This window comes from Aurantiacibacter gangjinensis (assembly GCF_001886695.1).
GTDB classification, from domain to species: Bacteria; Pseudomonadota; Alphaproteobacteria; order Sphingomonadales; family Sphingomonadaceae; genus Alteraurantiacibacter; species Alteraurantiacibacter gangjinensis.
On sequence record NZ_CP018097.1, the window covers coordinates 430,185 to 444,603 of the forward strand.

The following is a 14,419-nucleotide window of genomic DNA, read 5'->3' on the forward strand; positions in this document are numbered from 1 at the left end:
TCAGCCTGCCCCAATCAGTTCGCGCCCGATCAGCATCCGGCGGATCTCGTTCGTGCCTGCGCCGATATCCAGCAGCTTGGCATCGCGCAAATAGCGCTCCACCGGCCAGTCGGTCGTGTAGCCTGCGCCGCCCAATGCCTGCACCGCTTCGCCTGCCGCGCGGAAAGCATTCTCGCTGGAGAGCAGGATCGCGCCCGCCGCATCGAAGCGCGTCGTCTTGCCCGCATCGCAGGCTTTCGCCACGGCGTAGGCATAGGCGCGCGCGGATTGCAGGGCGACATACATGTCCGCCACCTTGGCCTGGATGAGCTGGAAATCGCCGATGCGCTTGCCGAACTGGTTACGCTCTCGGACGTAAGGAATGACGGTGTCGAGGCAGGCCTGCATGATACCGATCTGCACACCGCACAGCACCACGCGCTCGTAATCGAGCCCGCTCATCAGCACTTGCACGCCGCGCCCGACTTCGCCCAGCACGCTTTCTTGCGGAACGTGACAATCCTCGAACACCAGTTCGGAAGTGATCGAGCCCTTCATGCCCATCTTGTCGATCTTCTGGCCCGGACTGAACCCCGCCATGTCCTTCTCGATCAGGAAGGCGGTGATGCCTTTGGAGCCGCCTGCCGGGTCGGTCTTCGCGTAGACCACCAGCGTTTCGGCGACATGGCCGTTGGTGATCCAGAACTTCGTGCCGTTGAGCAAGAAGCCGCCCTGCACGGCGTCGGCCTTCAGCTTCATGCTCACCACGTCGGAGCCTGCCGCCGGTTCGCTCATGGCTAGGCTGCCCACATGCTCGCCCGAAATCAGGCCGGGGAGGTACTTTGCCTTCTGCGATGCATTACCCCAGCGGGCGATCTGGTTGACGCAGAGATTGGAATGCGCGCCGTAGGACAGGCCTACGGCAGCACTCGCGCGGCTGATTTCCTCCACCGCGATGGTGTGCTCCAGATAGCCGAGACCCGTGCCGCCATCATCTTCGCTCACCGTCATGCCGTGCAGTCCCAGCTCGCCCATTTCCGGCCACAGCTCGATCGGGAACCAGTCTTCGCGGTCGGCTTTCTCCGCCAGCGGCGCGACGCGTTCATCGGCGAAGCGCGCGACACTCTCGCGGATCATCTGCGCTTCTTCGGTCAGGCCGAAATCGAAATCGGGGGTGGCACGCATGGGACGGAAAACTCCTTTTCTGCGCCCGCCTGTAGCAACCGCACTGGCTCACGCAAACAGGTTGCACCAGAAACTTGGCGCGGCGCTAGGATTCACCGGCGTCTGCCACTATGTGTGCCGCCATGGTTCTCGAGGATGGCACGGCAATGGCGCAGATGACTGAGCCGCAAGCGGAATTTTCCGACGAGAGCGCGCGTCTCGAAGTGGTCGAAAGTTTCGACGCAGAGGCGCTGGAAGGCGACGCGGAACTGCAGGCCATCGTCGATTTCGCAGCCAAGCTGTGCGGCGCGCCGGTCTCGGTCGTCACGCTGCTGGAACAGGAGACACAGCGCTTCCTCGCCAAACAGGGTATCGAGGATATCTCCACACCGCGCAAAGCCGCGTTCTGCAACCAGACCATCGGCTCTGACGAAATGCTGGAAGTGATGGATGCTACCGTCGATCCGCGCTTTGCCGATAATCCGCTCGTCACCGATCCGCCCGACATCCGCTATTACGCCGGGCAGCCACTGGTGTCGGAAGAAGGCGCGTCGCTCGGTACGCTGTGCGTTATCGATACCAAGGCGCATGACGAGCCGCTTAGCGATTTCCAGCGGCAAGGCATGGCGGTGCTGGCACAAGCCGCAATCCGTCGCCTGGAAGCGCGCCGCAGTGCCAAGGTCGCCGAGCGCACCATTGCCGAGCGCGAGGAACGCCTGCGCCGCATGATCGAAGGCGTGCCGCAGATCGCATGGTCCGCCGATGCCGATGGCAATTTCGATTACTTCAACGGGCGCTGGAAAGAGGTGACCGGCACCGAGGCACCCCGCGTATCGTCGGACTGGCGACCGTTCGTCCATCCGGACGATGCCGACGAAGTGTTTGCCGAATGGCAGCGCTGCTTTGCCGCGAGTGAGTCGTTTGAAGTGGAATATCGGCTGAAGCAGGCAGACGGATCGTGGGAATGGGTGCTCTCGCTCGCCGTGCCGGTGGCCGAGCGTGGCGGCGATGCAGTCCGCTGGTTCGGCACGCTGACCGACATCCATGAAGTCCGCGCTGCGCTGGAAGAGCGCGACCTGCTCACGCATGAGCTCTCACACCGGATCAAGAATATCTTTGCCGTGGTCATCGGTCTGGCAACGCTGAAAGCACGCAACACGCCCGAACACGCGCCTTTCGCGAAGGAGCTTACCGACGTGCTGTCTTCGCTTGGCCGCGCGCACGAATTCGTGCGCCCTCATGGCAGCGGTCATCAGGAGAGCCTGCAGGGCCTGCTGACGACTCTCTTCTCGCCCTATATCGGGCCTGCCGGGCCGCGCGTGAAGGTGTCCGGCATCGATACCGAGGTGAGTGCCCGCGCCGCTACGCCGATTGCCTTGGTGTTCCACGAATTGGCGACCAATTCGGCCAAATACGGCGCGCTCTCGGTCGATGGCGGCCATGTCACACTGGAAGCCGAGGATTGCGGCGACACGATTGCGCTGACATGGCGCGAGCATTGCGGGCCGCCGGTCAGCGATGGCGGACACCGCGGCTTCGGTTCGCGCCTCGTCGAAATGAGCGTGACCGGCCAGCTCCAGGGTACGTGGGAACGACATTTCGAGCGCGACGGGCTGGTGGCCGAACTGACCATGGCGAAAGCCGCCCTCGCCGACTGAATGGGGGATGCCGCCCCTGATTTCCTGCGCATTGCGGGTCTTAGCAAAACCTATGATGGTGCGCGGGCGGTCGATACCGTTTCGCTGGAGATCGGCGCGGGCGAATTCGTCGCTCTGGTGGGTGCGTCCGGCTCCGGAAAGTCGACCTTGCTCAAATGCGTGAACAGGCTCGTCGAACCCGATGAGGGGTCGGTGCAGATTGATGGGCAGGACACAGCCGGCCTGCCGCCTGCCGAATCGCGCCGACGCATCGGTTACGTGTTCCAGGGCATCGGCCTTTTCCCGCACCTGACCGTCGCGCAGAATATCGCCCTGCCCTCGCGCCTCGAAAGCAACGCGCTTTCGGCCGACCGCATTGCCGAATTGCTGGCGCTCGTCGAGCTGGAGCCGGAGATGGCCCAGCGCATGCCGTCCGAATTGTCCGGCGGGCAACGCCAGCGTGTCGGCGTGGCGCGTGCGCTGTCGAGCGAAAGCCATTTGCTGTTGATGGACGAACCCTTCGGCGCGCTCGATCCGCTGACGCGCGGCGAATTGGGAAAGCGCGTTCGACGCTTGCACGACCAACTGCACCTCACGACAGTTCTCGTGACGCATGACATGGCCGAGGCGCTGTTGCTGGCAACCCGCGTTCTGGTGATGGATTCAGGGCGGATCGTGGCGGACGAAACACCTGCCGCGCTGCTCTCGGGCGCGGGTGGCGAGGTAGCGCAGGCGCTTGTCGATGTGCCCCGCGCGCAGGCAGAGGCTCTTTCGGGGATCGCCCGATGAGTGCGGTATGGGACGCGCTGCTGGGCCTCGGCCCGCAATTGGCGGATCACGTCCTGCTCAGCGCGGCCGCCGTGGCGTTGGGCATTGCCCTCGCCCTTCCCCTCGCCATCTGGGCTAGCCGTTCCCCATCTGTCGCGCGCGTGGCGTTAGGCTTTGCCAGCCTCGTGCAGACTATCCCGGCGCTGGCCCTGCTGGCGCTGTTCTTCCCCATCCTTCTCGCTGCCCGGGCACTGCTGGGCGATGGCTTGCCAACGCTCGGCTTCCTGCCCGCATGGCTGGCGCTGGCGCTTTACGCCTTGCTGCCCATTCTGCGCAACGCCGTGACCGCGATCACCAATATCGATCCCGAACTGGTGGAAGCGGCGGACGGCCTGGGCATGACCGGATGGCAGAAATTACGCCTTGTCGAGGCTCCGCTGGCCGCGCCTTTTATCATGGCGGGCATCCGCACGGCGAGCGTGTGGACCATCGGCGCGGGGACGCTGGCGACGACGATCGGACAACGCTCGCTGGGCGATCCGATCTTCGCCGGATTGCAGACGCAGAACTGGGCGCTGGTCCTGGCGGGCTGCATCGCCAGCGCCGGACTTGCCTTGACGGCAGACGCGTTGTTCGGGCTGGTCCAGCGCGGACTAGCCGAGCGACGCCCCCGCCGCGTGCTGGCAGGCGCTTTGCTGGCGATTGGCGGCGTGGCCCTAGCCGCAGCATCGCTGGTCGATTGGCGCGGCGAGGATGCGGAGGAAACGGTTGTGATCGGCGCGAAGGGCTTCTCGGAACAATATATTCTCGCCCGCGCCATCGGCATCACGCTGGAAGAGGCCGGCTATGCCGTGGAATATCGCGACGGGCTGGGATCGGCGGTCGTCCACAACGCCGTCACCAGCGGGGCGATCGACATCGCCGTAGATTACACCGGCACGATCTGGACCAACCAGATGGGCCGCAGCGATAATCCCGGCCGCGATGCGATGTATGATGCACTGGCTGCATGGGAAGCCGAAACCTCGGGCGCTCTGGTGCTGGGGCGGCTCGGCTTCGAAAATGCTTACGGACTGGCCGTGCGCGCAGAAACGGCGAACATGCGCGGTATCGAGACGATAACCGATCTCGCCAATGTCGCGGGCGAGATGACGATCGGCGGCGATCCGGAGTTTTTCGAGCGGCCTGAATGGTTCGGCGTGCGCGACGCCTATGGCCTGCAATCTGCCGACCGGCGCAATTTCGCGCCGACTTTCATGTATAGCGCGCTCGGCTCGGGCGAGGCCGATGTGATCAGCGCCTATACGTCGGACGGGCGGATCGCTGCCGACGGGTTGAGGGTGCTGGACGATCCACTGGGCGCGTTCCCGAATTACGATGCGATCATTCTGCTCTCGCCCGACAGCGGTGCCAATGAGGCATTGGTGGAGGCGTTGCAGCCTCTTGTCGGCTCGGTCGATGTGGGGACGATGCGGCAGGCCAACCTCATGGTCGACCGCGACGAGAACAAGCGCACCCCCCAGCAGGCTGCGCGCTGGTTGCTCGCGCAAATCGCGCGTTAATCCGTCCCAAACCCGGCACCGTCGGGCCAATCCCGTCCGGCGAGGCCCATCACCTTGAACAGCTCACCCATCTGGTCCGGCGCGGTAAGGCGGTCTTTCGCGCGCATCAGCGCCTCCCGGTGCTGCGGTGCAAACTCGGCAAGCGCCTCCGCGCGCTCGTCGATACCCAGCCGGGTGAGGAACTCGCCCTGCGTAACCGTGCCCAGCACGCGCGCATCGCGGGAGCGGGCGATCTGCGCCATTTGCGCAAAATCGACATGGGCGGTGATGTCGCTATCGCCCGGCGCATCGAAAATGCCGATCTTCCGGTGGTCCTTCACCGCCTGCACGCTCGAGCCGTGGCGTCCATCGGCGTGCCCGTAATCGATGAACAGCGCGGCACCGCCCTGTTCTTTCAGCCGGCCCGCAACTTCGAACAGCGCCGATGCCGATGCGGGCGATGTTTCAATCACCGAACCGGCGGGCAGATCGCGCTTCACCTCCGGAACCGCGCTGTCCATTACCTGCTGGCCGACCGTTTCGATGAACTTGTCACTGTCCAGCCCGACCATGACTTCGCGCCAGCCAGCGTCCGTCTTGACCAACTGGCGGACTGGCAGCGCGTCGAGAAACTCATTGGCGACGAGCAGGATCGGCCCCTGCATCGGCACGCGGGAGAGGTCGGGAAAATGGATGGCGTCGGGGATTGTCGCCAATTGCCGATCGCGCATGCGGCGGCTGGCTTCGATCAGGTAGATCTTCGGCACCAGCCCGTATCGCCGCATGGCCCGCTGCGCATCGCGCGCCAGCGTGCCATTGCCTGGGCCGAGCTCGACAAAATGCGCAGGTTCGGTCCGGCCTGCCCTGATCCACATATCGGCGAGCCACAGCCCGATCAGTTCGCCGAACATCTGGCTGATTTCCGGCGCGGTGACGAAATCGCCGCTGCTGCCCAACACGCGCTTGTCGTTGTAATAATGGGCGTTGGACTCGCCCATGTAATGCGCAAGGCTGATCGGCCCGGTGGCGTGGATCAGGCGGCGAAATGTCTCGCCAAGGTCACGGCGGCCTACCTCCTCGCGAAGATCGCTCAAGACGCCTCCTGCGGCTGCGGCCTCTCGATCTTGTCGGCTCTCGTACCGCTGGCGAGAGCGGGGCGGCGTAGCGCCCAGATGACAAGACCTATGCCCACAAGGATCAGCGGAATGGTGAGCCACTGTCCGCGGCTCAAGCCGGTTTCCTCCACCACATGCACCAGATGGCTGTCCGGTTCGCGGAAGAACTCGACCACGAAGCGCGCGATGGAAATGATAGTAGTGAAGACGCCGACCAGCAGCGCAGGGCGGTAGCGCGCGCGTGTCAGCCAGAACAGGCAGAGCATGATGACGACGACCAGCAAGCCCTCGCCCAATGCCTGGTAAAGCTGGCTGGGATGGCGCGGTTCGGGTCCGGCGCCGGGAAAGGTCATGGCCCATGGCAAGGACGATTCCACAGGCCGCCCCCACAATTCGCCATTGATGAAATTGGCCAGCCGCCCGAACAGCATGCCGAAGCCGACATTGACGCTGATGTAATCGGCGACGCGGATGAAGGGCAGGCCGCCGCGCCAGCTGACCCATGCGATGGCCAGCACCACGCCGATCAGGCCGCCGTGAAAGCTCATCCCGCCGGTCCAGACTTGCGCCGCGCGCCAGGTGATGATGCCCTCTTCGCTGAAGCTCGTCAGCAGGCTCGGTTCGTAAAACAGCACATAGCCTGTGCGCCCGCCGAGGATTACGCCGAGCGTGCAGTAAAAGAAGAGATCGTCCACATGCAGCTGCGCCATCGGCGCGCCTGGGGTCTTTACCATTTTCGACAGGTGCCAATAGGCGATCAGAATGCCGGCAAGGTATGCCAGCGAATAGTATTTCAGCTCGAAAAAGCCGAGGTCGATGCCGCTCTGCAAGCGAAGATCGGACCAGCGTAATACCTCGCTGCCCGCTGCTGCCAACATGTCGATCATTTTACCCGTGCTTCCCGAATTGCAGCGTCAGCACGCGCTTTGCCACAGGCTCTGCTGGCAGAAAACCCCTAGCGGCCCAGCGCGCCAAGCTTTGCATGTGCGCGCCGTGCGCCTATCTTGGCCGATGTGAGCCTGCCCACCATCCCCCGCCAGCGCGCCATCATCTCGCGGCGCAAGGTCGCGTCCGCCATCGATGCAGTCGTGGCCGAGAAAGGCGCGACATCGGCCCGGCAGGAGATCGTGGAGATCCTGCGCGGTGCGCTGGATGCGGGCCGCGCGGAGCTGACTGCCCGTCTGGAAGAGAAGCCGGGAGCCGGGCATGCGAACGCGCATGGCTACGCCTTCCTGATCGACCAGCTGATCCGCATCATTCACGACCACGTGGTCGAGGACATCTATCCCGCCGCGAACCGGACCTCCGGCGAGCGGCTCGCTTTGCTGGCGGTGGGTGGTTACGGGCGCGGCGAAATGTCGCCGCACAGCGATGTCGATATCGCTTTCGTCACGCCCGACAAGCCAACCAGCTGGTGCGAACAGGTGATCGAGGCGATCCTCTATTACCTATGGGACCTGGGCTTCACAGTCGGCCATTCCACACGCTCGCTCGCCGAAGTCACGCGGATGGCCACGGCCGACCTGACCGTGCGCACCGCACTGCTGGAGGCGCGCTTCCTGTGGGGCGACCGGGATATTTACGACGAAGCGAGCGCGCGATTCTGGGCCGATGTCGTGCCGGGCACGCAAAGCCAATTCGTCGCCGAGAAGCTGGAAGAGCGCGATGCCCGCCACAAGCGCATGGGCGGCAGCCGCTATGTCGTCGAACCCAATGTGAAAGACGGCAAGGGAGGGTTACGCGACCTCCAGACCCTCTACTGGATCGGCAAATATCTGCACCGCGTGCGCAGCGCGCGCGAGCTTATCGAGAAAGGCCTTTTCACCCAGAAGGAATATCGCAGCTTCCGCCGTGCCGAACGCTTCCTGCTCGCCGTGCGCGCGCATCTTCACACGATTGCCGGTCGCGGCGAGGACAGGTTGACTTTCGACCTCCAGCGCGAAGTGGCTGCGCGGATGAATTATGCCGACCGCCCGGGCAAAAGCGCAGTCGAGCGATTCATGCAGTTCTATTTTCTGCAGGCCAAGCATGTCGGGCAACTTAGCAGCATGTTCCTCTCACATCTGGAAGAAGAAACAGCGGAGCGCAGCCGCATCGGCGAGTTCATCGCAAACCTCAAACCGACGCGCGAGGTGGATGGCTATCCGCTAGTAAACGGCGCGCTCGGCGCTCCGTCCGACGACTGGTTCCAGCAGGACCCCGCTCGCCTGCTGGAAATCTATGCCATTGCCGAGCGCGAAGGGCTGGAAGTGCATCCCTCCGCCAGCCGCATCATCCGCCGCGATGCCGGGCTGATCGATGCAAAACTGCGCAAGAACACCCTCGCTAACGACCTGTTTCTCTCCGTCCTCGCCGGTCGAAATGATCCCGAAACGGTGCTGCGCTGGATGAACGAGACCGGCGTATTCGGTCGCTTCGTACCCGATTTCGGCAAAGTCAACGCGCAGATGCAGTTCGACATGTATCACCACTACACCGTCGACGAGCACACCATCCGCGCGATAGGCCTGCTGAGCCAGATCGAACGCGGCGAGCTGGCCGACGATCATCCGCTGTCTACGGGCATGCTGCCGCTCATCAAGAACCGCCGCGTGCTGTACGCTTCGGTATTGCTGCATGATATCGCCAAGGGGCGCGGCGGCGATCATTCGGTGCTGGGCGCGGATGTCGCGAGACGCCTCTGCCCGAGACTCGGCTTGGATGCCCGCGAGACTGAACTTGTCGCCTGGCTGGTGCGCTATCACCTGCTGATGAGCGCCACCGCTTTCAAGCGCGATCTGTCCGATCCCAAGACGATCGTCGATTTCGTGAGCGAAGTGCAGAGCCTCGAACGGCTGCGACTGCTGACGGTGCTGACCGTCGTAGACATCCGCGCCGTCGGCCCCGGCATCTGGAACAGCTGGAAGCGCCAGCTTATTAGTGACCTCTATGAGGCGGCCGTGGAGCGGCTACGCCTCGGTCACAAAGCGCGTGGCCGCGAGGAGCGGGTCGCGGCAAAGAAGGCGCAGGTTGCGGACATGCTTGGCGACAAAGGCAGCCTGGTGGAAGAGCTCGCAGACGCCTTTGACGATGCCTACTGGATTGCAGAGCCTGAGGACGTGATCGCCATCAACCTGCCGCATTATGCCGCCGCCCAAGACATGGATCACTCGCTCTCGATCCACACCGAACCTTATGAGGAATTGGGTGCAACGCTCGTCACCGTCATCGCGGACGACCATCCCGGCCTGTTCTACCGTATAGCAGGGGCCATCAGCCTTGCAGGCGCGAACATCATCGATGCGCGCATCCACACGAATAGAGCAGGCAAGGGTGTCGACAATTTCCTGGTGCAGGATCCGATGTGCCAGCCCTTCAGTGAAGGGCAGCAGCTCAGCCGATTGCGCAAGAGCATCGAGGATGCGCTGCTCGGCAAGATCGACATGGTGCCCAGCCTCGCCAAGCGTCCGCTGAAACAGACCCGCGCAGAAAATTTCAGCATTGCGCCGCTAATCGTGTTCGATAACGATGCCTCCAACCGTTTCACGGTGATCGAAGTCAATGCGACGGACCGCCCCGCCCTGCTCAACCGCCTGACGCGGGCGATGTTCGAGCAAAGCCTCATCATCAATTCCGCCCATATCACGCATTATGGCGAGCGCGCGGTGGATACGTTTTACGTCACCGACTTGTTGGGCGACAAGATCGTGCGGCCCGAGAAGCTGGCGCGGATCGAACAGGCACTGCTGGATGCCGTGGCGGCGGGCGAACCTGCCGCCAAGGCCGCCTGACCCCTACTGGACGCGCGCCACACGCAGATAGCCGCTGCGGCCCTCGAAGCGGATTTCATAAGCTCCGCTCCAATGGCGCGACACCTCGCCCTGCCAGCCCGCGCGCACGCGGTTCCGCAGTGTCGAGCCCGAAATTTCGCGCCAGAGCTGACCATTATCGAGCAGCAAAACCTGCGAACGCCGCGCGCCTTGCAACACCTCGGTGACGGTGATCGTCAGCGTGGCATCGTCATTCGCATCTTCCAGCGCGACATCCTCACCGCGGAATCCGAAAATTTCCTCTCGCGCTTGCTCTTCGGCCTCGGCGGCCTCAGCCATCACCACCTGCTGGCGGCTGAAGGTCTCATCGAAACAGGCGAGGCGCTGGGCGTCGTCAGCAATGGCGGCGCAGGAAGCGTAGGAATCGGCTGTCTCCTGCGCGTTGGCGGGCAGAGCCAGAAGACTAGCGACGCAAAGCGTGACGGCGATTGGAAAATGCTTCATGATGTCGGGCCCGTGGCAATTGCTTTGAAGGGACGTGACGCGATTTCACCGTCCCCGTCAACCACCCCGCTCGCCGAACAGCGCCGTGCCGACGCGGATATGGGTTGCACCCAGCATGATGGCGGTGGGGTAGTCGCCGCTCATGCCCATGGAGCGGCCTTCGAGGCCATGATCGTCCGCAATCTTTGCCATGAGCGCAAAATAGGGCGCGGGCTCGATGCCGAAGGGCGGGACGCACATCAGGCCGGCGACCGGGATATCAGCTCCGCGCGCCTGATCGAGCAGCGCGGGCAGGTCGGTGATGGCGCACCCGCCCTTCTGCTCTTCCTCGCCGATATCCACCTGTATGAAGCACGGCAATTGGCGCGCCGCCTTGTCGAATGCCTTTGCCAGCGCTGTGACCAAGCTCGGGCGGTCGAGCGAGTGGATGCAATCGAACAGCGCGGCGGCATCCTCCGCCTTGTTGGACTGGAGCTGGCCGACCAAGTGCAGCTTTGCGTCGGGAAAACGCTCGCGCAATTCCGGCCATTTTCTCTGCGCTTCCTGCACCCGATTCTCGCCAAAAGCGCGTTGGCCCGCTTCCAGAAGGGGCATGATGCGCTCTGCCGGATGGGTCTTGCTGACCGCGATCAGCGTCACATCCTCCCGCTTGCGGCGGGCAATGGCGCAATGCTTCTTTATCTCTGCCTCGACGGCAGCAAGACGCGCTTCAGGGGTGCTTTCACTCATGCGGGCGCTATAGCGAAGCTGTGATGACGCGCCACCTGTTACCTGATCTCTGGCTGCTATCGGACGAGCGCAATGCAGCCGTATTGGAGCGAGTGTTGCGAAACGCGCAGCAATCGATGGGCTTTATCTACCGCCACTATCACCTGCCCGATCCACAGCGGCATGAGGAATTCCAGCGCCTGGCGCATGTCGCCCGGGCTGGCGGACATATCGTCATCCTCGCAGATAGCGCGCTCACGGCCCGTGAATGGGGGGCGGAGGGCATCTATGGCGCGCCGCTCGCCCTCTATCCCCGACGCAGCGACCTGATCCGCATCGCCACGGCGCACGATATGCGTGAGATCGCACAGGCCAATCGGGTTGAGGCGAACGCCGTGATGCTTTCGCCGGTCTTTCCGACGCGCTCTCATCCGGGCGGGGCTGTGCTGGGCACCGCGCGATTTCGCACGCTGGCTGCACATGCGCAGATGCCGGTCATCGCGCTGGGCGGGATGAACAGGCAGACGGCGCAGCGCCTTGCTTGGCCCCGATGGGCAGCCATCGACGGGCTATCACCCCTACCGAGCCGACGCCGCATACATCGCGAGTAAAACGAGCGACCGAGCGCATGGCGCGATCCCCTTCGGCTGGCTGGCAAGCTAGCCGCTCAGGATAAACTTCGCGGGCGCAGCTTGCCTGCGCATCTAGCGAGGATGAAGCCGCGGATGCGGCTTCTCAACACAGACATTGACCCCCGAGTCCCGCTGTGGGATTCTCGGCTTCGGGACGCATCGAGAGGGAAACCGTCATGGCCACACGCGCCGCCAAACCGAACGCCGACTGGCGCGCCGCATTCCGGCGCTCGCTGGCGCGCAGCGCGCAATTGACCGGGGCCGGCCTGCTGTTCGCTTTCGCATTTTTCATGGCCCTCGCACTGGTCAGCCATAGCCAGACCGACCCCTCGCTTTCCACCGCCGCAGGAGACGTCGTCGACAATTGGATGGGCCGCCCTGGCGCATTCGTGGCCGACCTCGCTTTCACAGGCTTCGGCTTCGTCGCCATCCTGCTGCTGCCGCTGAGCTATGTGTTCGCGCGCAAGCTGTGGCGCGATGCCGATGAAGAAGAGCATTGGGATGGCGCATGGTGGCGCACAGTGGGCGTGCTGCTGATCGCCATGACTCTGATCGCGACGGTGTTCGCGCTGGTCACCGATCCGCGCGAATGGTCGCTGCCTGCCGGAACGGGGGGGCTTGCCGGGCTGCTGGGCGCGCAGGGGATTACGGCACTGGCCGGATTGCTGCCCGAGACGGGACGCTTCTGGGCCATCCTGGCTGGCGGACTGACTTGCCTTGGCGCAGGGGCGCTGTTGGCTGGCAGGGTCTTCGCCGTAGATTGGGCCCGGCTTCTCACGATTCCTGACTGGTTCGGCAATTTGCCGCGGCTCTCTGCTCCGGCAAATCCGTTCAAACCGGACGAACCAAAACGGCGAACGAAGCGACAGGGCAAGGGCAAGACTGCTGACGGCGAGGAGTCCACCGTCCCCAATCCCTTCGCCGACCGCAAACCGCCCGAAATCGTCGACCCTGCCGCGCCCGCAGCCCGTGCGCGACCAGCAGCGAAAAAGCAGCAGAAAGACCTGTTCGCCGATTACGAGCTGCCTGCGATCGACCTTCTTGAAGAAGGCGATTCCGACCAGGTGCCGGTGCTCGACAAGCTGGCGCTGGAGCGCAATGCACGTTTGCTGGAAACCGTGCTCGACGATTTCAACGTCAAAGGCGAAATCACGGCGGTCAAGACGGGCCCCGTCGTCACCATGTACGAGCTCGAACCGGCGCCCGGCATCAAGGCCAGCCGCGTGATTGGCCTGGCGGAAGACATCGCCCGCAATATGAGCGCGATCAGCGCACGCGTCTCACCCATTCCCGGCAAGACGGTGATGGGCATCGAGCTGCCCAATGCCGACCGGCAAACGGTCAATTTCCGCGAGATGGTCGAGAGCGAGGCTTTCGTCAGCCACAAGGGCAGCCTGCCAATCATTCTCGGCAAGGGCATATCGGGCGATCCCATCGTGGAAGACCTTGCCGCCATGCCGCACCTGCTGGTGGCGGGCACCACCGGCTCGGGCAAGTCGGTGGGACTTAACACGGTTCTGCTGAGCCTGCTCTATCGCTTCACGCCTGCCGAATGCCGTCTCATCCTGATCGATCCCAAGGTGCTGGAGCTGAAGAGCTACGACGATATTCCGCACCTGCTCGCACCCGTGGTCACCGAGCCGCACAAATCGGTGCGCAGCCTGAAATGGGCGGTCGAGGAAATGGAAAAGCGTTACCGCATGATGAGCGAAATCGGCGCGCGCAATCTGGCCGGCTTCAACGAGCGTGTCGCCGCAGCAGCGGCCAAGGGCAAACCGCTTAAGCGCACCGTGCAGACCGGCTACGATCCGGAAACGGGCGAAGCCATCGTGGAAGAGGCCGAGCTCGATTATGAAGTTCTGCCCAAGATCGTACTGATCGTGGACGAGCTGGCCGACCTGATGGTCGTCGTCGGCAAGGAAATCGAAGTGCTGATCCAGCGACTCAGCCAGAAATCTCGCGCGGCGGGTATCCACCTGATCATGGCTACGCAGCGCCCGTCGGTCGACGTCATCACCGGCGTGATCAAGGCGAACCTGCCCACGCGCATCAGCTTCAACGTCACCAGCCGCATCGACAGCCGCACCATTCTGGGCGAACAGGGTGCGGAGCAACTGCTGGGCAAAGGCGACATGCTGTACAAGCCCAATACCGGTGCCATTAAACGTGTGCACGGTCCCTTCGTGTCGGATGAAGAGGTGGAGAAAGTTGCCACCCATTGGCGCGGCCAGGGCGAGCCGGCCTATGTCGATTCCGTTACCGAGGAGCCGGAAGATGGCGGCGGCTTCGGCTTCGATGACGAGCTGACCGCCTCCGACAATCCGGAAGAGCGCAAATATCGGCAGGCGATCCAGATCGTGTGCGAGAACCAGAAGGCCAGCGGATCCTGGCTACAGCGCCAGCTCGGCGTAGGCTACAACACGGCGGCCAAGCTGATCGAGCGGATGGAGGAAGAAGGTATTGTCGGCCCTGCCAACCACGTCGGCAGACGAGAAATCTTCCGCGATCGCGACGGCAACCCGCTGTAACAGGTTCTCTTTTCCGACCAAAAAAACCTATTTGGTTTCAATTTAGAGCGCCGCTAGACTTCGCCCACCAATCCTTTCGAGACAGGGTTAGCAA

At 63.5% G+C, this 14,419-nt stretch carries 11 protein-coding genes; 6 read left to right on the top strand and 5 right to left on the bottom strand.

Annotated elements, in window-relative coordinates; all coding sequences use genetic code 11:
- Nucleotides 1-1,164, bottom strand: coding sequence for an acyl-CoA dehydrogenase family protein (locus BMF35_RS02160; protein WP_047006726.1), 1,164 nt, complete (start codon nucleotides 1,162-1,164; stop codon nucleotides 1-3).
- Nucleotides 1,165-1,274: 110 nt separating this feature from the next.
- Here BMF35_RS02160 and BMF35_RS02165 point away from each other — a divergent pair, with 110 nt between their 5' ends.
- Genes BMF35_RS02165 through BMF35_RS02175 form a run of 3 tightly spaced genes read left to right on the top strand, consistent with a single transcriptional unit; the run spans nucleotide 1,275 to nucleotide 5,110 of the window.
- The gene (locus tag BMF35_RS02165) at nucleotides 1,275-2,801 is read left to right on the top strand and encodes a PAS domain-containing protein (protein WP_082115663.1); all 1,527 of its coding nucleotides are present in this window, start codon (nucleotides 1,275-1,277) and stop codon (nucleotides 2,799-2,801) included.
- Nucleotides 2,802-3,569, top strand: coding sequence for an ATP-binding cassette domain-containing protein (locus BMF35_RS02170; RefSeq protein ID WP_047006727.1), 768 nt, complete (start codon nucleotides 2,802-2,804; stop codon nucleotides 3,567-3,569).
- A complete protein-coding gene (locus tag BMF35_RS02175; RefSeq protein ID WP_047006728.1) occupies nucleotides 3,566-5,110 on the top strand; it encodes an ABC transporter permease/substrate-binding protein in 1,545 nt (514 codons plus the stop codon). Before BMF35_RS02170 ends, BMF35_RS02175 begins: the two co-directional genes overlap by 4 nt.
- Here BMF35_RS02175 and BMF35_RS02180 read toward each other — a convergent pair.
- Complete coding sequence (locus tag BMF35_RS02180; protein ID WP_047006729.1) at nucleotides 5,107-6,183, bottom strand: class I SAM-dependent methyltransferase; 1,077 nt, start codon at nucleotides 6,181-6,183, stop codon at nucleotides 5,107-5,109. The genes BMF35_RS02175 and BMF35_RS02180 overlap by 4 nt on opposite strands.
- Complete coding sequence (gene lgt, locus BMF35_RS02185; RefSeq protein WP_047006730.1) at nucleotides 6,180-7,091, bottom strand: prolipoprotein diacylglyceryl transferase; 912 nt, start codon at nucleotides 7,089-7,091, stop codon at nucleotides 6,180-6,182. The genes BMF35_RS02180 and lgt overlap by 4 nt, the downstream gene beginning before the upstream one ends.
- Before the next feature lie 126 nt (nucleotides 7,092-7,217).
- On the opposite strand from lgt, the gene BMF35_RS02190 reads away from it, so the two are divergent.
- On the top strand, nucleotides 7,218-9,974 hold the full coding sequence (locus BMF35_RS02190; protein ID WP_047007516.1) for a [protein-PII] uridylyltransferase: 2,757 nt from the start codon (nucleotides 7,218-7,220) through the stop codon (nucleotides 9,972-9,974).
- A 3-nt stretch (nucleotides 9,975-9,977) separates the two neighbouring features.
- Here BMF35_RS02190 and BMF35_RS02195 read toward each other — a convergent pair whose 3' ends face one another.
- Complete coding sequence (locus BMF35_RS02195; RefSeq protein ID WP_047006731.1) at nucleotides 9,978-10,457, bottom strand: hypothetical protein; 480 nt, start codon at nucleotides 10,455-10,457, stop codon at nucleotides 9,978-9,980.
- Between the two features lie 57 nt (nucleotides 10,458-10,514).
- Nucleotides 10,515-11,186, bottom strand: coding sequence for a YggS family pyridoxal phosphate-dependent enzyme (locus BMF35_RS02200; RefSeq protein ID WP_047006732.1), 672 nt, complete (start codon nucleotides 11,184-11,186; stop codon nucleotides 10,515-10,517).
- A 23-nt stretch (nucleotides 11,187-11,209) separates the two neighbouring features.
- On the opposite strand from BMF35_RS02200, the gene BMF35_RS02205 reads away from it, so the two are divergent.
- Together BMF35_RS02205 and BMF35_RS02210 are read left to right on the top strand one after the other, a co-directional pair.
- Nucleotides 11,210-11,776: a thiamine phosphate synthase gene (locus tag BMF35_RS02205; RefSeq protein ID WP_047006733.1), complete on the top strand. Its 567-nt coding sequence runs from the start codon at nucleotides 11,210-11,212 to the stop codon at nucleotides 11,774-11,776.
- 197 nt (nucleotides 11,777-11,973) lie between these two features.
- Nucleotides 11,974-14,325, top strand: coding sequence for an FtsK/SpoIIIE family DNA translocase (locus tag BMF35_RS02210; RefSeq protein WP_047006734.1), 2,352 nt, complete (start codon nucleotides 11,974-11,976; stop codon nucleotides 14,323-14,325).
- Nucleotides 14,326-14,419: the final 94 nt, after the last annotated feature.